Raw genomic sequence first — 18,718 nt, forward strand, 5'->3', positions numbered from 1 at the left:
CCCGGCATGGGCTTCAAGTCAGGGGGCCGGCTGGAGGAGCAGGCGCTGGCTGCTGATCCGCAGGCGCCAGCCCATCAGCACCGCGGCGGCGGTCAGGCCCATGATCAGGCCGATCCACATGCCCTGCGGTCCCCAGCCCAGGCCCAGGCCGAGGCCGGCGCCGAGCGGCATGCCCAGGCCCCAGTACGCGAACATGGCGATGAACATCGGCACGCGCGTGTCCTTGAGCCCGCGCAGCGCGCCGGCCGACAGCACCTGGATGCCATCGGGGAACTGGAAGGCCGCCGCGTACAGCAGCAGGGTGGAGGCCAGCGCGGCCACCGCCAGGTCATCGGTATACAGGCGCACCACCGCGTCGTGGCCCAACAGAAGCACGGTGATCGACAGCAGCTGCGTGACCAGCACGATCGCGTAGCCGGCCCAGGTGGCGCGGCGCACGCCCAGCGGATCGTTGCCGCCCACCGCATGGCCGACGCGCACGGTGGTGGCCTCGGCCACGCCCATCGGGATCATGAAACACAGCTGGGCGACGTTGATGGCGATCTGGTGGGCGCTGGCCTCGACCGCGCCGATACGACCGATCAGCAGCGCGGTGATGATGAACAGACCGCCTTCCATGAGCACGGTGATGCCGATCGGCAGGCCGGTACGCAGCAGGTCCCAGATCGCGCGCCAGCGCGGCGGCTCGAAATGGCCGAACAGCCGCAGGTGGGCGAAACGCCGGGTCTTCCACAGGTAGCCGGCGAAACACAGCGCCTGCAGCCACATCGTCACCGACGAGGCGATACCCAGGCCTTCGGCACCCATTTCGGGAAAGCCGAAGCGGCCATTGCACAGCGCATAGCCCAGCGGCCCCAGCACCAGCAGCCCGCCGAACCCGAGCAGCATGGTCGGCAGCGTCCAGTGCATGCCCTCGCTCAGGTAACGCATGCAGAAATAGAGCGTCAGCGCCGGCACGCCCCAGCGGATCGCGTGCAGGAAGCCGGTGGCGCCGGGAACGATCTCCGGGGCGATGCCGAACGCGGGCAGGAACGCCGGCACCACGCTGAGGAAAGCGAACATCAGCGCGCTCAGGCCCACGCCCAACCACAGCGCCTGGCGGAACAGCGGGCCGATGTCGCGCTCGCGGCCAGCGCCGTGCAGCTGCGACACCGAGGCGGTCAGCGAGATCAGGGTGCCGATCGGCACCAGCATCGGCAGCCACAGCAATGCGGTGCCGATGCTGACCGCGGCGAAGGTATCGGTACCGTGGTGGCCGGCGATGGTGTTGTCGACGAAGGCGATCAGGCCGGTCGAAACATGGCCCAGGACCAGCGGCAGGGCGAGCAACCCGGTGGCGCGCACTTCCTGGCGGAAGCGCGGCGTGGCGGTGGTGGACATGCGGGAAATGGCGCGGACTGCGGCCGGCGCGGGACGCGCTGTTGCCGGGTCGCGGAGGGGACGCATTGTAATGGCTATGGATGAAGCCGGGTGAAAGGCGCGACCTTGGCGACACTTTCGCCCTGGCCGCGGCACCGGCGCCATGGCCGGCGTGCGCGTCTCAGCGCGATTCGGTGCGCTGCCGCAGCCAGTCGCCGCGCTGCGCCGCCGGCAGCGCCAGCAGGCGCTCGCGCAGCGCATCGCGCTCCTGCGGCGGCGTGCGCTGCGCCAGCACGCCCAGCTGCGCCAGCTGCGTGGCGTCAAGCTGGCGCAGCAGCGCCAGCATCGGTTCGCGCTGGTGTCCGGGCAGGTAGCCCAGCAACGGCTGCAGCTTCGGATAGTGCGCGCCCAGCTGCGGGCCCAGCCGCCAGCCATCGCGGTGCAGGCGGTCCAGGCCGAGGAAGCGGTTGCGCACGGCCGCGCGCTCGGGCGCGGGCAATGCCGCCACCTCGGCCGCGGCCCGGCGCACCCGCTGGCGCTCGGATTCGGGCAGCGCGCGCCACGCCGCATATCGTGCGCGCAGCTCGCGCTGCTGGGCCGGGGCCAGTGCCTGCCAGCCCACCGCCGGATCGGGCGCGGGCGTGGTACTGCCCGCCGGCAGGACAGGCACCACCGGCGCCGCCAACGACGACGCGGCCGGCAACAGCGCCAGCACCACCATCAGCAGCCCCTCAATCCTCGGCATCGACCGTCTCCAGTGCACCGCCGGCAGGTTCGGCGCGGCCGGGCTGCGCCTGCGATTCGTCCACCGGCAGCGGGCCGCCGGCGGCGTACCAGGCATGGAAGTCGGCGTCCCGCGCCAGCGCGAGCTCCGGATCGGTGAGCATCGCGGCATCGTCGGCGGCATGGCTGCCGGCGGCCGCCGGCCCGGCGGGGGCACCGTCGTCCGGCAACGCTTCCACCTGCACCGGACCATTGTCCGCCACCGCGCCCTCGGCGGCCGGCGCCGCCGCACCCGGCAACGCCGGGCCATAGCGGATCCACCCCCAGGCCAGGACCAGCGCCAGCAGCAGCAACGGCAGGCACAGCAACAGCCAGGTCCGCCGGCTCCAGCGCGCCCGGGTACGACGCGGCGCGCGCGCCCTGCGTCCATCGGCCTCTACCCGGAGCGCGGGTGCCGGCCGCGGCGCCGGCGCGGCGGCGGCCGCCATCATCCCGCGCAGTTGTTCCAGCTGTTGTACCTGCCCGGCCGGCAGCTCGCGGACCCGTGCCTGCACCTGCTCGGCCAGCCCGCGCCAGGCCAGTGCATCCGGATGGCCCTGCGCATCCAGTGGGCAGGCAGCGGCCAGCGCGCGCCGGTATGCCTCGGGCGTGAGCCCCAGCACGGCGGCCGCGGCGTCTTCGTCCAGGCCACCACCGACACGCAGCAAGAGTGCCAGCCGCGGTTCGGGCGCCAGCCGTTGCAGGTGCAGCAGCGCGGGCGGCCAGCGCCCGCCCTGGGACGGTGCCCGCAGTTGCGGGCTGCCGCACAGCAACGCCCAGAAGCGCGCCGGCCAGTCGGCCATCGGCAGGTCCGCGGCGGGGCCGGCAAAGGCACGCATGGCGGCCGCCACGGCCTGGGCGGCGGCGGCCTCGTCGCCGCCCTGCAGGCTGGCGACGACCAGCGCGCGGCGTTCGACACCTTTCAGGAAAGCGGACAGGGCGCTGGCTGCGGCCGGTGCGGGGGAGGCGGGTGCAGCCATCAGGTGGACTCCTTCATCGGCGGGAATGATACCCAGCCGATCCCGGCCTGCAGATGCCGCCGACGGCGGCCTCCACGCGCTCTTCACGCCGTTGCGGGCGGCCCATGCCGCAACTTGTGCACAGCGTCAATAGTCCGGCCCCGGATGCCCGCGATTGCGCCATCGCACCCACATTTCGCTTTTGTTTCACGGCCAAGTTGTTGATTTTAAATATATTGATGGCGTGGCTATTTTTTGACCAAGTTGACTGAAAGGCTTCAACCACCGCCTTGGACGCGTGGAGCACAACGCTGATGCACAGAGTTATCCACAAGTTGTGTGGATAAGCCCAAATCTCCAATCGGGGCCTGCGTTTACGCGGTGTTTATGCTTCTGGCGCTGCACAAGCGCACGCAAGTAACGCGGCCGCCGGCGCAGGCGCGGGCGGCCCGCGGGCAGCGGGCGCGGGGGTGTGCCGGGCACCGGCCGCCGCCTACACTGCCGCCCATGCCCACCTGCCCCACCCTGCGCATCGCGCTGCCGGTTCCGTTGCCGCAGACCTTCGATTACCTGCCCCCGCCCGGCAGTCCGGCGCCGGACACCGGCGATGCCGGGCGCCGGATCAAGGTGCCGTTCGGCAACCGCGAGCTGGTCGGCATGGTCGAGGGCATCGGCACGGTGCAGAACCCGGCGCCCCTGCGCGAGGCGCTGCAATGGCTGGATGGGCCGCCGCTGCTCGGCGGTGAACTGTATGCCTCGCTGCGCTGGCTGGCGCGCTATGCGCATGCGCCGCTCGGCGAGGTGGTCGCCACCGCGCTGCCGGCGCCCCTGCGGCGCGGCGAACCGCTGCCCGATACCCAGGAGTGGGGCTGGGAACTGACCGCGGCCGGTCGCGAGGGCCTGTCGCGGCTGCGCGCGGGCAGCCGGCCGCGACGCCTGGCCGAGCTGCTCGGCGACGGTCCCCTGGCCGAGGATGCGCTGGCCGCACGCATGGACGGTTGGCGCGAGGCCGCGCGCGCTCTGCTCAAGCGCGGCTTCGCGCAGCGCGTTGCGCTGGCGGCGGCACCGGCGGTTGCGCAGCCGCTGCCGGGGCTGGACCCCAACCCGCAGCAGCACACGGCGATCGCGGCGATCACCGCGGCCGACGGCTTCCAGCCCTTCCTGCTGGACGGGGTCACCGGCAGCGGCAAGACCGAGGTCTACCTGCAGGCCATCGCCCGCTGCCTGGCGCAGGGCCGGCAGGCGCTGGTGCTGGTACCGGAGATCGGCCTGACCCCGCAGATGCTGGCGCGCTTCCGCGGCCGCCTGGGCATCGCCGTGCACGCGCTGCATTCGGGACTGAACGACAACGAGCGCGCACGGGTGTGGGCGGCGGCCGCGCGCGGCCAGGCGCGGGTGATCGTCGGCACCCGCTCGGCGGTGTTCACGCCGCTGCCGCAGGCCGGGCTGCTGATCGTCGACGAGGAACACGACGGCAGCTACAAGCAGCAGGACGGCATCCGCTACCACGCCCGCGACTTCGCCCTGGTGCGCGGCAAGGCGCTGGACGTGCCGGTGGTGCTGGGCAGTGCCACGCCGTCGCTGGAATCGCTGCACAACGCGCGTGCCGGCCGCTACACCCACCTGCGCCTGCAGCAGCGCGCCGGCGACGCGCGGCCGCCGGCGGTGCGGGTGTTCGACGTGCGCAAGCGGCCACTGCAGGACGGCCTCTCGCCGGAAGTGCTGGCCGGCATCGACCAGCACCTGCGTGCCGGCAACCAGGTGCTGGTATTCAAGAACCGACGGGGTTACGCGCCGGTGCTGTTGTGCCACGACTGCGGCTGGACCGCGCCGTGCAGCCGCTGCAGCACGCCGTTGCACACCACCCCGATGACCGTGCATGGCGCCGGGCGCCGCCTGCAGTGCCACCATTGCGGCGCGCGCGCGCCGGTGCCGCTGGCCTGCCCGGACTGCGCCAGCCTGGCGCTGCAGCCGCAGGGCATCGGCACCGAGCGGCTGGAGGAGCGGCTGCTGCAGCTGTTCCCGGATTTCCCGGTGCTGCGCATCGACCGCGGCACCACCGCCCGCCGCGACGCGCTGGAACAGACCCTGGCCACGCTCGGCGCGCAACCCGGCATCCTGGTCGGCACCCAGATCCTGGCCAAGGGCCACGACCTGCCGCGGCTGACCCTGGTGGTGGTGGTGGGGATCGACGAAGGCCTGTTCTCGGCCGACTTCCGCGCCAGCGAGAAGCTGGCCCAGCAGTTGATCCAGGTCGCCGGCCGCGCCGGCCGCGCCGACCGCCCCGGCGAGGTCTGGCTGCAGACCCACCACCCGGACAACGCGTTGCTGCACACGCTGGTCAACGGCGGCTACCACGCCTTCGCCGACGCCGAACTGGCGCAGCGCGAAGCCGCCGGCTTCCCGCCGTTTGCGCATCTGGCGCTGATCCGCGCCGAGGCCAGGCAGGTGGAGCATGCCAATGCGTTCCTGGCCACGGTGAAACAGGCCGTTCCCGACGCCAGCCCGGTCGAATGCTACGGCCCGATGCCGGCGCCGATGCCGCGCCGCGCCGGTTTCCAGCGTACCCAGCTGCTGCTGTCGGCAACGCAGCGGCGTGCGCTGCACGGCCTGCTCGACACGCTGATGCCGCAGGTCTACCCGTTGCCGCAGGCACGGCGCGTGCGCTGGTCGCTGGACGTGGACCCGATGGACCTGTATTGACCGCGGCGCCCGGCCGCGCGCCGGGCATGCTATACCGGGTCAGCGCGCCGCGGCGGCCGGCACCGTGCGATAGAACCCGGCGATCCCGGCGATGAAATCCTGCGGGTCGGCACCGACCAGGTTGGTCAGCACGACCACCGCCAGGCCCTCGTCCGGATAGATGCGGAAGGCCGCGCGGGCGCCGCCCATGCTGGTCACTTCGCGATGCGGGGCGGTGCCGGCCACCGGCCAGCCGGCGGCCCAGTTACCCAGGCCGCCATTGTTCAACCGCTCCGGCGCCCACATGCGTTCGCGTACGTCCGCCTCGAGCAGCCGCCCCTGCATCAGCGCGAGCAGCCACTGCGCCAGTTCGTCGGCGGTGGTCTGGATCCCGCCGCCCGCCCACAGCCCCTGCGGCACGTCGTAGAACCAGTGCGACAGCCGCGCGGGCATGCCCGGCGCATCGCTCCGGCGCGGCAGGAAGCTGTACACGGTGGCCGCACCGGCGACCAGGTCGTAGCTGTCGCCGAAGCGCGAACGGCGCATCCGCAGCGGCGCGAACTGGTGGTCGGCGACGAACGCCGCGTACGGCATCGCGCCCTGCGCTTCGACGATCCGCGCCAGCAGCCCGTAGTTGGTCTGGTTGTAGGCGAAGCGCTCGCCCGGCGCGGCCTGCAGCGGCATCGCCGCCACCGCCTGCCACGCGTCCGGCTCCGTGCCGGTGCCGACCAGCCCCTGCGCGTCGACGATGTCCGGCAACCCGGAGGTATGCGCGAGCAGCTGGCGCACGCGGATCCCACGCCACGCCGGCGGCAGGTCCGCCAGGTAGGTCGAGATCGGCGCCTCCAGGTCGACGCGCCCGGCCTGCTCCAGCTGCATCACCGCCACGCCGGTGAAGGCCTTGGTCGCGGAGTTGATCGGGAACAGGGTCGTGGGTTCGACCGGCACGCGGTTCTCGACATTGGCCAGGCCGTGGCTTTCGGAGAACACCACGCGGCCATCGCGGACCACCGCGACCTGCAGGCCCGGGATGCCCCGCGCCTTCATCGTCGCGCGGACGAAGTCGCGGGCGGCGGCATTGGCATCGGCCAGGGAAGCGGCGGTGGCCGGCGCGCCGGCCAGCAGGGCAAGTAGCGCCAGCAGCAACAGCCGGCAGAGCGTGGTCGGCATCCAATGTTCTCCAGGGTCGGGTATGGCCAATGCGCACCGACAGGCGCGCGACTGGAGGTTGGATGCCGGACAGGTGCAGAAAGGTTTAAAGCGACGCGACCGCAGCCGCCCTCTCCCCCGCGGGGAGAGGGGGCCGGCGTGCGCTCACCAGGTGCGGCGCAGCGGATGCGCTTCGGTGTTGAACACCACGCCGTCGAAGTCCAGGGTCTCGGCGGGGGCGAACAGCAGGTAGTAGTACTTGAAGGTCTCGGCGAACAGGAAGCTCTCCATCGAGTCGTCCTTCTCCTTGCTGCGCACATCCTTCAGCGCCGAGAAGCCGTGTTCGGTGCGGGTGTATTTCACGAAGTCCTCGAAGAACTCCTTGCCCATGCCGCGGTAGCGCGCGTCACCGGTGTAATGGTGCAGGTAGTAGGCCGACTCGACGATTTCCGGACGCAGCGCGTAACCCGGCGAGCGCACCTGCATCGCCGCGTAGTCCAGCGATTCCGGCTCGATGCCGTGCAGCCGCCACATCTTCAGGTTGGACTCCTGCAGGCGCCTGGCGCGTTCCAGGTCGCCCCCCAGCGCCAGCAGCCCCGGCATGAACGCATCCAGCGCGCCGTAGGTGGTGGACGTACGCGCGCCGCTGTCCATGTCGGCGTGGCCGTACCACAGCTCGCCATCGCGTACCTCGTCGGCCAGGTGCCGGTTGAGCGGGCCGATGCTGTCCTCCCACATGCGCTTGCAGTCCTCATCGCCGAACAGCTTCCAGCACTTGAGCAGGTACTCGTAGTAGGAGTCGATGCCGCCGGCGATCGAGGCGTCCTTGTTGGTCCACTCACCGGTCTCGACATTGATGTTCAGCCCGACCAGGCCGATCTTCGAGCGGCGCTTGTAGGTTTCCACCAGCGCGCGCTTGGCCTTGTCGTAGTAGGCCTGCTTGCCGGTGAGCCTGGCCAGGGTGCCGAACTCCAGCAGCAGGGTGCCGGTTTCGGCCGGGTTGCTGATCGTGCCGCGGGTCTTGCCGGTGCGCAGGTTGACGTGGGTGTACGGCAGGCCGGTGGGGCTGTCGAACACCGGCGACAGCCGCGTGCCGAGGTCGTCGGCGAGCTTGAGCAGGCGCGCGTCGTTGGTCATCTGGTAGGCCGACAGCAGGCCACCGAGCAGGCGGATGGTGACCTCGAAGTTCTGCACTTCGATGTCCTGGTCGAACGACAGCTGGCCGACGATCAGTTCGCGCGCCTCGTTGGCCTCCTTGTCCAGGCCCAGCAGCAACAGCGTGTCCAGCGCGTCGACCGGCGACATCAGCAGCGGCGCCGGGTACCAGTCGCGCGGCTGCGCGCTGATCGGCTTCAGGTCGTCGTGGCCCCTGGCGTACTGCATATAGCCCTGCCAGGCATGGCGGGTGGCCTCGCGCACCTGCTCGGCCATGCGTGCGGCCTCGGCGGCGTCGACCGCCGGCACGTCGGCGGTGGCGGCCGGGGTGGCGGTGATCGTCGCATCGGCCGGCGCGGCGGCGGGCGGCGACGGGCTGCAGGCGGACAGCGCCAGCAGCAGGGCGGCGGCCAGGGGGGCATTGCGCAGGGCTCGGTTCATCATCGGGTCCTCGGGGTGGAAGCGGGGGCGTGCGGGGGAGTGGAAGCGGCGTGCAGGGTGTCGCCCAGGGTGCGCACGCGCAGCGCGGCGCGCAGTGCGTCGAGACGGGCGTCGGTGTCCACGCGCAGCTCGCGGGTTTCGCCCGGCAGCAGGTCGAAGGCGTTGTCGTCCACGCGGGCGCCGGTGTCGCCGAAATCCACCCACACCGCGCGCACCAGGCCATCGGCGTGCAGTCGCAGGCGATAGTCGCCGCCGTCGGCAACCAGCTCGGCGCGCAGCTGGCCGGCGGCCAGCGCCTGTTCCCTGGCCGGCACGAAATGCACCAGCCGCCGCGCGACCACCTCGCCGCCGCGCAGCAGCTCGAACGCCGCCACGCTGCGTGCCGGGTCGTGGCCCTTGAGCAGGTCGGCATCGACCAGATCGGCCACCGCGGTCGCGGCCATCGGCGCCAGGGTGATGGTTTCCTGCTGGCACGCGAACTCGCCACCGGCCACGTCCATGACCCGCACGCGCCACTGCGCGGTGAGCGGCTGGCGGCCATCATTGAGCAGGCGGAAGCGGGTGACCCCGTCATCGTCGCGCAGCGCCGCCACGGCCACTTCGGCGAAGAAGCGGCGCGCGTGGTAATGCAGCGCCTTCCAGTGGCCGAAGTAATCCAGGCTCGACCATGACGCGCCCGGCCACACGTCGTTGAGCTGCCAGTACAGCGAGCCCATCGTGTACGGCCGCGAGGCGCGGTGATGCAGCGCCGCCAGTTCAATGCCCTCGGCCTGCATCACCTGGCTGAGGTAGATGAAGTCGGCGAACGAGGCCGGCGTGCCGTACTCGCGCTCGATGTAGTGCAGCAGGCGTTCGTTGCCCTGGCCGGCCATGAACTTCTGGTGGGCGCGGATCACCGGCCCGTCGATGCGCTGCTCGTCGGGCGTGGCAAATGCGTCCACCGTGGACAGCTGCGGCCACGCTTGCAGGCCGTACTCGGACATGAAGCGCGGCGTCTCGCGCAGGTAGGCGGTCACCGGCAGCGCCGGGCCGCCCCACACATCCCAGTAGTGCTTGTCGCCGCGCCGGGAGTCGTTGGCCTTGGCGTCCAGGTCGTTGCCCGGGGAGCTGGACCAGTAGGGCACGCCCAGCGCCTCCTCGGCCACCACCTGGCGCAGGTCGTTGCCGAACAGGTCCACGTAGCCCTGCCACACCTTGGCCGCGAACCCGGGGTCGGCGGCGGCCAGCGCCTTGCCGTGCCCCCAGTCCTTCCACGCGGTTTCCTCTTCGTTGTTGCCGCACCACAGCACGATGCTCGGGTGGTGGCGCAGGCGGCGGATGTTGTCGCGCGCCTCGGCCACCACGTTGGTGCGGAACCCCGGGTCGTAGCCGGGCTGCATGCCGCCACCGAACATGAAGTCCTGCCACACCAGCAGCCCCAGTTCGTCGGTGATGTCGAAGAAGTCGTCGCTCTCGTAGTAGCCGCCACCCCAGTTGCGCAGCATGTTCATGTTGGCGTCGCGCGCGGCCTGCAGGTCGCGGCGCAGACGCTCGCGAGTGACCCGCGCCGGGAACGATTCGAACGGAATGACGTTGGCGCCCTTGGCGAACACCGGCACACCGTTGATGACGAAGGCGAAGCCCTGGCCGCCATCGGCGTCCGCCTCGCGGCGCAGTTCCACCGTGCGCAGGCCGGTGCGCCGCACCGCTTCGCGCGCCGGATCGCCACCGCCATCGATGCGCGCCTGCACGGTGTAGCGGTCCTGTGCGCCATGGCCCACCGGCCACCAGCGCCGCGGCTGCGCGATCTCCAGCGGCAGTTGCACCGTGTTCTGGCCGGGATGCAGGGTGACTTCGCGTTCGAGCCGGGCGACGCGGCGCCCGTCGGGGTCGAGCACGTCCACTGCGACGCTGGCCTTGCCGGCCGTGGCGCCCCGCTCCACCTGCAGCAGCACGCCCAGGCGCGCGCGCTGGTCGTCCAGCGCGTCGGTGCGCACGGCCAGGTCGGTGATGCGGTGCTGGTCCCAGCTGTCCAGGTGCACTGGCCGCCATACGCCGGCGGTGACGTAGCGCGGGCCCCAGTCCCAGCCGAAGTGGTAGGCCGGCTTGCGCGCGAAGTTGCCGACCATCGCGTCCTTGGGCTCGTCGCCATAGGGCGAGGGATAGTTGCCGGCGATCTTGTGCGGCATCGCCTGCACCTGCGGCAGCAACGTGCGGATCGGCGAGCGGAACACGACGCGCAGTTCGTTGCCCTGCGCGCGCAGGCGCCCGTCGACGCGCGCGCGCCAGGTACGGTGCGCGTTGTCGGCCTTCAGCAGCGGCTGGCCGTTGAGGCTGACCTCGGCGAAGGTGTCCAGGCCGTCGAAGCGCAGTTCGGCATGGTGGCGCGCCAGCGTGGCCGCGTCGACGTCGAAGCGCGCGCGGTATTCCCAGTCGGCGAGGCCGATCCACTGCAGCCCGGCCTCGGCCGCGCCCACGTAGGGATCGCCGATGACGCCGGCCGTCTGCAGGTCGTCATGCACGCTGCCCGGCACCTGCGCCGGGCGCCAGGCATCGAGCCCGGGGTGCGCCGGCAGCTGCGCATCGCCCGGCAACAGGCGGAAGCTCCACTGCGCCTGCAGCGGCGCGGCCGCGGCGATGCCGGCGAAGGCGCACAGCAGGCACGGCAGCAGCACGCGCCAGAGCCTTGCCAACCGGAATTGCATCGATCCAAAACCGAATGTCGCCTGGCGCATGCCTGCCTCCCGTCGTCGCCGTCGCGGATGTCGCCGGGCCTCAGCCCGGCATGCCCTCGCGCACCACGTTCAATACTTCGTGGCAGGCGCCCATGGTGTGGTAATCGGTCTTGCCGGCCGGGCTCTTCTCGTCGTCGTACTTGCGGTTGTCGGCGTCGAGGATGCGGAACCAGGCGCCATGGGTGTGGTCGACGAAGTGCTCCCACGAATACGCCCACAGCTTCCCGTACCACTGCCAGTACGCGTCGTCACCGGTGCGCCGGGCGAGCAGCGCGGCGGCGGCCAGCGATTCGGCCTGCACCCAGAAGTACTTGTCGTCATCGCAGATATCCGCGGGTCCCTCCGCAAAAGCCCGGCCATCCATGGCCGGACTCCCCAATGCTTTCGCTTCGTTCAGCGCCTGCTGCAGCCCCGCCGGCGCGAAGCCGTAGTACAGGCCGCCGCGCGTGGCGTCCCACGAACGGGTGACGGCGCTGTCGAACAGGTGGCGTGCGGTCGGCACCAGCCAGTCGGCTTCGACGTGGCGGTCCAGGATCATCAGCAGCTTGGCCCACTCGGTCTGGTGGCCGGGCTGGAAACCCCAGGGACGGAACAGGTGTTTGGGGTTGTCGAGGTTGTAGTGCCAGTCGATGTTCCAGTCGACGTCGTAGTGTTCCCACACCAGCCCGCCGGCCTTGGCCGCCTGGCGGCGGGTCATGTTGTCGGCCAGCTGCAGCGCGCGCTCAACATAGCGGCGCTCGCCGCTGGCCTCGAACGCGGCCAGCATCGCCTCGCACATGTGCATGTTGGCGTTCTGGCCGCGGTAGCCGGTGAAGTTCCACTGCGCGTCGGCCTCGTCGCGGTACAGGCCGTGCTGCGGCTCCCAGAAGTGCGTTTCCAGCAGCTGCCAGGTTTCGTCCATCCATTCCCGGCCCTGCTCGATGCCGGCCTTGAGCGCGCAGCTGTAGGCCAGCAGCACGAAGGCCACGCCGTAGCAGTGGTTCATGTCGTCCTCGACCTTGCCCTCGCGCAGGGTCCAGGCGTAGCCGCCGGTGGCCGGATTGCGGTGCACGTTGCGCAGGTAGTCCACGCCGTGCTTCACCGCGGCCAGGTACTCCGGGTTGCCGAACTCGCGGTAGGCCATGGCGTAGTTGAAGACGAAGCGGGTGCTGCTGACCAGGTGGCGGTGGCGGGCGTCGTAAACCGTGCCGTCGTCCTTGTAGTAATGGAAGAAACCGCCGGCCGGGTCGATGCAGCGCGGGTGGTAGAAGGCCATGGTGTCGGCGATGTGCGCGCGCAGGAAGGCCGGGGAACGGAAATCGGGAGCGGTGGTGTTCATGCGATGGCGTCCTGTTGCTGCAGCAGCTGCTGCACTTCTTCAAGTTCGGGCATGGCGGCGAAGGCGCCCTTGCGGGTGACCGCCAGCGCGCCTACCGCCGCGGCGAAACGCAGGGTGGCGGTGATGGCGTCGTGGTCGTGGCAGAACGCATTGAACGCGGCGCCGGTACCGCCGCGTTCGGCCAGGCCGTACAGCACGCCGCCGACGAAGGCATCGCCGGCCGCGGTGGTGTCCACGACGGGCACGCGGAAGCTGGGCACCTGGCCCTGGGCCTCGCGGGTCAACCAGCGCAGTGGCGCGGCGCCATCGGTGACGATCACCCAGCGCGCCTGCGCGCCGAGCAGGCGCCGCAGTACCCGCGCCTCGCCGTCCTCGCCGAACGGGGCCGCCAGGTAGTCCAGTTCCTCGCGCGAAAGCTTGACCAGGTCGGCGCGCTCCAGCGCCTGCCACAGCCACGGCGTCGGGTCGACCGCGGCGGGCCACAGCGCCGGACGCAGGTTGAGGTCGAGGCTGACCACCGCGCCGGCGGCGCGCGCGCGGTCCATGCCGGTGAAGGTGGCCGCGGCGATATCCGGCTCGGTCAGGCTGTTGGAACAGACGTGGAAGCAGCCGGTGCCGTCGAAGCAGGCCGGGTGGAAATGCCCGGCGCGGAACAGCAGGTCCGCGGCCGGCGGCCGGTAGAAGCTGAAGCTGCGTTCGCCGTCCGCATCCAGCGCGACGAACGCCAGCGCGGTCTTGGCCGCATCGGTGCGCACGATGCAGTCGGTGAGCACGCCGGCATCGGCCAGGCTGTCGGCAAGGAAGTCGCCGAACATGTCGCGGCCGAGCATGCCGGCGAAATAACTGCGTGCGCCCAGCCGCGCCGCCGCCACCGCGACGTTGGCCGGCGCCCCGCCGGCATACTGAAGGAACGCGCGCGGGGTCTCCGGCGTGGCCGGCGGCTGCGCCAGTAGATCGATCAAAATTTCACCGAAACAAACAATCTTGCCCATCTGGCCTCAGCCTCCCTGGCCGCTGGCGGCCCGCGGTCGCGAACCGACCAGGCCGTAGAAAATGATGTAGAGGTAACACGCCACCGGCAGCACGAAACTCAGGTGCAGGCCCATGCGGTCGGCCAGCATGCCCTGCAGCAGGGGAATCACCGCGCCGCCGACGATGGCCATGATCAGCAGGCTCGAGGCCTTGTTGGTCAGCGGCCCCAGGCGCTCGATGGCCAGCGAGAAGATGGTCGGGAACATGATCGAGTTGAACAGCCCGGTGGCGACGATGCCGTACACCGCGACCTCGCCGCTGGCGGCCAGGATCACGCCCAGCAGCACCACGTTGGCCAGGGCGAACACGGCCAGCAGGCGCCGCGGCGGGTACTGCACCAGCAACCACGAGCCGGCGAACCGCCCGACCATGGCGCAGCCCCAGTACGCGGACACGTAATGGGTGGCGCGCTGCTCGCTCATGCCGCCGATCTCCGGCAACGCCAGGTAGTTCACCATCAGGCTGCCGATGGACACTTCGGCGCCGACGTAGAAGAAGATCGCCAGCACCCCGAACAGCACGTGCGGGTGCCGCAGCGCATCGAGCAGGGTGTGGTGGCCGCTGTCGGCCTTCTCGGTGGCCTCGGTCAGGCTGGGCAGGCGGAACAGGCAGACGAACACCGCCAGCAGCGCCAGCGCGATGGCCAGGCCGACGTAGGGCCCCTGCACCGACTGCGCTTCGGCGGCGCGGTAGGCGATCTGCTCGGCCGCCGGCAGCGCGTCGATCTGCTCGCTGCTCTTGACCGTCGTGCTCAGGATCAGCAGGCCGCCGAACAAGGGCGCCAGGGTGGTACCCAGCGAATTCAGCGCCTGCGCCAGGGTCAGCCGGCTGGAGGCGGTCTGTTCCGGCCCCAGCAGCGCCACGTACGGGTTGGCCGCCACCTGCAGCACGGTGATGCCGGTGGCCAGCACGAACAGCGAGGCCAGGAACGCTTCGTAGGTGCGCAGCGCCGCCGACGGCCAGAAACCGAGCGCGCCGATGGCGGCGATCAGGAGGCCGGCGATGATGCCTTTCTTGTAGCCCAGGTGCGCGACCAGCCGGCCAGCGGGCAACGACATCAGGAAATACGCGCCGAAGAACGTGAACTGCACCAGCATCGCCCGCGTGTAGTTCAGCTCGAACACCGCCTTCAGGTGCGGGATCAGCACGTCATTGAGGCTGGTCAGGAAGCCCCACATGAAGAACAGCGTGGTGGCTACCGCCAGCGCGACCCGGGGCGTGACCACCGGGGTGGACGTCGCGGGCGTTGACAGGGGCGTGGACGGTATCGGCATGGCGCGCCTCGGGGTGCGGGGTCGGAAGGAATCAGATGGGGCGCGCGGCGCTGCTTTCGCGGATGCGCAGCTGTACCGGCGCGACCGTGCGCATCGGCGGCGCATCCGGGTCGTCCAGCCGCTGCAGCAGCAGCGCGGCGGCCTGGCGGCCACGCTCGCGCGGGTCGGCGGTCAGCGTGGTCAGCGGCGGCACCGCCACCGCGGCCTCGGAAATGTCGTCGAAGCCGGTGACGGCGAAATCACCGCCGGGGCGGATGCCACGCGAGGTCAGGCCCAGCATCAGGCCCAGCGCGACGGTGTCGTTGTAGCAGACCGCGGCGCTGGGGCGCTGGCCGTCGGCGAACAGCTCGCCGGTGCGCGCGGCCGCTTCCAGGCGGTTGGGTGCCGACTCGATCATCCATTGCGGGCGTGCCTGCAGGCCGGCCTCGGCCAATGCCTGCTGGTAGCCGGCGCGGCGCTGGTGGCAGGAGCTGGACGCGGCGTGCCCGCCGAAGAAGGCGATATCGCGATGGCCGCGCTCGATCAGGTGGCGGGTGGCCAGGTAGGCGCCCTGCTGGTTGTCCATGGTCAGGAAATCCCAGTCGGCGCCGGGCAGTTCGCGGTTGAACAACAGCACGTTGGCGTGGCTGCCGAGCACCTGCCGCAGCTGCGCCGCGTCGCTGCCTTCGGCCGGTGACAGGATGAAGCCGGTCGGGGTGTGCTCCATCAGCGTGCTCAGCACCGCCTGCTGCCGCTCCGGCGACTCGCCGGTGCTGCCGAGCAGGGTCACGTAACCCTTGCCGCCCAGGGCCTCGTCCACGCCGGATGCGAACTCGGCGAAGAACGGGTTGGACAGGTCGTTGATCACCAGCGCGATCGACGACGAGGTGCGCCGCCGCAGGTTGGCCGCGGTGCGGTTGTACACGTAGCGCTGGCGGCGCAGTTCGGCCTCGACCCGGGCGCGGGTATCGACGTTGACCAGCGGGCTGCCACGCAGCACCAGCGACACGGTCGCGCGCGACACGCCCACGGCCTGGGCGATGTCGGTCACGGTGACCGCGCGCTTGCCGGTCCGGCGCGTGGATTTTCCGGCGGTGGAGGTGTCGTTGCTCATCGTCGCTCGCAGGTGGGCATGAACGTCACAGCTTAAAAGCGGCCAATGACGAAGTGGGAACCGGGATCAGTCCCCGTGGCCCGGCACATCGCCCGGGTCGTCGCTCGTCCGCAGGGCGCCAGCTCATCGCATGGCGCTGCCCGGGGTGGCGCACCAGGACACCGGCAGGTCCGCCACGTCCGTGCCCCAGCCCTGCTCCGGCGCCTGCGCGGCCAGCGTGTAGCGGATCGTGCCGCCCGCGCGCAGCCGCGCCCAGTCCAGCCACACTGCATGCTGCGGCCTGCCGTCGACCTGCACCGCCTGGATGTACTGCAGGCTGCGGCCGTCGGCGCCCGGTGCCTGCAGGCGCAGGGTGCGGCCGTTGCCCAGCGCGATCTCGGCGCTGGAGAAGCGCGGCGCGTGCAGCAGGAACTGGCCGCTGCCCGGCACCGCCGGGTACAGGCCCAGCGCACTGAACAGGTACCACGCCGACATCGTGCCCAGGTCGTCGTTGCCGGTGACGCCGTTGGGCGCGTTGGTGAACAGCTGCTGCGCCGCGCGCACCACGGTGGCGGTCTTCCACGGCTGGCCGATCAGCGTGTACATCCACGGCGCATGCAGGTCCGGTTCGTTGTTCGGGTTGTAGCGGTACTGGTTGTAGTAGCTGTACGGGCCGACCACCCATTCCTTGCGCGCGGCGGTCAGCGGCGCCTGCACCAGCGCGTCGTAGGCGAAGAACGCATCCAGGCGGCGCCCGGCCTGTTCGCGGCCGTGCATCGCCGCCACCAGCCCCGGCACGTCCTGCTGCACCAGCCACTGGTACTGCCAGGCGGTGCCCTCGTGGAAGCCATGCTGCGAGCGCGGGCTGTAGTGGCCATCGGCCGGCGTGTACCACGCGCCGTTCTCGTCGCGCGGGCGCGGGAAGCCGCTGAAGCCGGTCTCGGCATCGCGCACCTGCGGGTCCCATACCTTGTGCCAGTTGCGGCCGCGCTCGCGCAGCGCCGCCGCGTCGTCGGCATGGCCCAGGCCATCGGCCATCTGCGACAGCGCGCAGTCGGCCAGCGCGTACTCCAAGGTGGCCGAACCGCCGTGGTGCGGGTCCACGTCCATGCCCTTGGACGGGAACGCGCGGTCATAGGCGACGAAGCCGTCGCGCAGGTAGCGGGCGTTGCCGGAGCGGCCGGCCGCGCGTGAGTTCAGCGGCGGCATGCCGAAGGCATTGCGGCGCAGCGCCGCCCAGGCCTCGGCTTCGCGGCCCGCCAGCGCGCCGAAGCGCCACAGGTCCACCAGGAACGGCGTGACCGGGTCGCCGGTCATGACGTTGGTCTCGAAGTTGGCGTAACCCCAGCGCGGCAGCCAGCCACCCTGGGCGTCGATCGCCAGCAGGGTGCGGCCGATGTCGCGGGCCACGTCGGGCCGGGTCAGCGCCAGCCACTGGTTCTGCGCGCGATAGGTATCCCACAGCGAGAAGTACTCGTAGTAGGTCCAGCCATCGGCGCGGTGGATCGCGTCGTCGTAACCGCGGTAGCGGCCATCGGCGTCGCTGCCGGTCATCGGCTGCAGCAGCGCGTGGTACAGCGCGGTGTAGAGCACCGTGCGGTCATCGCGGCTGCCGCCCTGCACGCGCACCGCGTCCAGCTGTTCGCGCCAGCCCTGCTGCGACAGCGCGCGCATGCGCTCGAAACCGAGCAGGCGGCCGTCCTGCATGCCATCGGCACGCAGGTTGCTGCGCGCACCTTCGGCATCGACGTGCGAGATCGCGCTGGTCGCGGTGACGGCACGGCCGTCGGCCAGGTCGAAGCTCAGCCACGCACCATTGGGCTTGAGCTCGCCCTCCATGCTGTGGCGTGCGCCGGGCAGGCCGCCCTGTTCGCCCCAGGTGCCGTGCGCCTTGAACGGGCGGTCGAACTCGATGCGGAACCAGGTGGTGTACTGGTGGCCGCCGCAGAAACTGCGGGTCACCAGCTTGCCTTCCACGGCGCGGTCGCCGACCACGTCGATGACGCTGCCGATCACCGAATGGCGCTCGTTGGCCTGGCCCACGTTGACCAGCACATGGCCCTCGGTGCCGGCGGCGAAGGTGTAGCGCTCGCTCGCGGCGCGGGTGCGCGCGGTGGCTTCCACGTCGATGCCGCCGTAGTCGGTCAGGCGCACCCGGTAGTAGCCGGCCTGCCCCACTTCGCCGGCATGGCTGTAGGACGATGCGTAGCGCTTGTGGTCGAAGGCCTTGGCGTCGGTGGTGTCGAAATCACCACCGGGGCCGATGCTGCCGGTGACCGGCAGCACCGATACCTGCCCGCCCTGCTCCCAGCAGCCGGCACCGGACAGGAAGGAATGGCCGAATCCGCGGATCTTCTCGTCGTCGTAGCGCCAGCCGGCGTAATGGCTGCCGATCGGGCTGACCTGGATCAGGCCGAACGGTGCCGACGCACCCGGGAAGGTGTTGCCGTCGTCCTTGCTGCCGATGAAGGTGTTGACCTCGCGCTCCAGCGCGGGCGGCGCGGCCGCCAGCGACGGAACGCAGGCCAGGGCCAGCAGGCAGGCGAGCCCGGCGGCGGAACCCCTGCGGGGGGCGGTGGACGGCGATCGGCGCATGCGGTGGTTCCTCAGGGTCGATGTCGGTGGGTGGAAAAGGGGGTCCGGCCGAAGCCGGACCGGTGATACCCGGCCATCCCGAGCGGGATGGGGAGAGGAGCCGGGATCAGAAAGCGGCAGGGCGACGCGCAGCCCGCCCCGCCGGGAATGACGGTGCGGCCAGGGCCAACGGGTGATTCGATCCGGTCATGGCGTTCTCCCCTGCG

General features: G+C 71.1%; 12 protein-coding genes. 1 reads left to right on the forward strand and 11 read right to left on the reverse strand.

The genetic code is table 11. The features are described from left to right. Positions 1–18: 18 nt before the first annotated feature. The 3 genes from AC06E6_RS10320 to AC06E6_RS10330 all read right to left on the reverse strand — a co-directional run bounded on the left by AC06E6_RS10320 (position 19) and on the right by AC06E6_RS10330 (position 3,104). On the reverse strand, positions 19–1,380 hold the full coding sequence (locus AC06E6_RS10320; RefSeq protein WP_240212858.1) for an MATE family efflux transporter: 1,362 nt from the start codon (positions 1,378–1,380) through the stop codon (positions 19–21). 160 nt (positions 1,381–1,540) lie between these two features. Further along, positions 1,541–2,104 carry a DUF3106 domain-containing protein gene (locus AC06E6_RS10325; RefSeq protein WP_478061223.1) on the reverse strand — a complete coding sequence of 188 codons (564 nt, stop codon included), beginning with the start codon at positions 2,102–2,104 and terminating at the stop codon, positions 1,541–1,543. Next, the gene (locus AC06E6_RS10330; RefSeq protein ID WP_478061277.1) at positions 2,091–3,104 is read right to left on the reverse strand and encodes a hypothetical protein; all 1,014 of its coding nucleotides are present in this window, start codon (positions 3,102–3,104) and stop codon (positions 2,091–2,093) included. Before AC06E6_RS10330 ends, AC06E6_RS10325 begins: the two co-directional genes overlap by 14 nt. A 483-nt stretch (positions 3,105–3,587) precedes the next feature. Here AC06E6_RS10330 and AC06E6_RS10335 point away from each other — a divergent pair, with 483 nt between their 5' ends. Beyond that, positions 3,588–5,783, forward strand: coding sequence for a primosomal protein N' (locus AC06E6_RS10335; RefSeq protein ID WP_478061224.1), 2,196 nt, complete (start codon positions 3,588–3,590; stop codon positions 5,781–5,783). 39 nt (positions 5,784–5,822) lie between these two features. Here AC06E6_RS10335 and AC06E6_RS10340 read toward each other — a convergent pair whose 3' ends face one another. From AC06E6_RS10340 to AC06E6_RS10375, 8 genes are all read right to left on the reverse strand, one after another. Next, positions 5,823–6,932, reverse strand: a complete 1,110-nt coding sequence (locus tag AC06E6_RS10340; RefSeq protein WP_478061225.1) for a serine hydrolase domain-containing protein — start codon at positions 6,930–6,932, stop codon at positions 5,823–5,825. A 144-nt stretch (positions 6,933–7,076) separates the two neighbouring features. Further along, positions 7,077–8,507 carry a glycoside hydrolase family 47 protein gene (locus AC06E6_RS10345; RefSeq protein ID WP_478061226.1) on the reverse strand — a complete coding sequence of 477 codons (1,431 nt, stop codon included), beginning with the start codon at positions 8,505–8,507 and terminating at the stop codon, positions 7,077–7,079. Then, positions 8,507–11,191: a beta-mannosidase gene (locus tag AC06E6_RS10350; protein ID WP_478061227.1), complete on the reverse strand. Its 2,685-nt coding sequence runs from the start codon at positions 11,189–11,191 to the stop codon at positions 8,507–8,509. The genes AC06E6_RS10345 and AC06E6_RS10350 overlap by 1 nt, the downstream gene beginning before the upstream one ends. A gap of 70 nt (positions 11,192–11,261) precedes the next feature. After that, positions 11,262–12,539 (reverse strand): AGE family epimerase/isomerase, encoded by a 1,278-nt coding sequence (locus tag AC06E6_RS10355; protein ID WP_478061228.1) that lies wholly within the window; start codon positions 12,537–12,539, stop codon positions 11,262–11,264. Then, positions 12,536–13,531: a carbohydrate kinase family protein gene (locus AC06E6_RS10360; RefSeq protein ID WP_478061229.1), complete on the reverse strand. Its 996-nt coding sequence runs from the start codon at positions 13,529–13,531 to the stop codon at positions 12,536–12,538. The genes AC06E6_RS10355 and AC06E6_RS10360 overlap by 4 nt, the downstream gene beginning before the upstream one ends. 6 nt (positions 13,532–13,537) lie before the next feature. Then, complete coding sequence (fucP, locus tag AC06E6_RS10365) at positions 13,538–14,845, reverse strand: L-fucose:H+ symporter permease (RefSeq protein WP_409476215.1); 1,308 nt, start codon at positions 14,843–14,845, stop codon at positions 13,538–13,540. Positions 14,846–14,876: 31 nt separating this feature from the next. Then, positions 14,877–15,938: a LacI family DNA-binding transcriptional regulator gene (locus AC06E6_RS10370; protein ID WP_104937825.1), complete on the reverse strand. Its 1,062-nt coding sequence runs from the start codon at positions 15,936–15,938 to the stop codon at positions 14,877–14,879. A 123-nt stretch (positions 15,939–16,061) separates the two neighbouring features. Then, positions 16,062–18,512 (reverse strand): GH92 family glycosyl hydrolase, encoded by a 2,451-nt coding sequence (locus tag AC06E6_RS10375; protein WP_478061230.1) that lies wholly within the window; start codon positions 18,510–18,512, stop codon positions 16,062–16,064. Positions 18,513–18,718 lie beyond the last annotated feature (206 nt).

This window comes from Stenotrophomonas sp. Steno-Z10-HUANG (assembly GCF_056393075.1).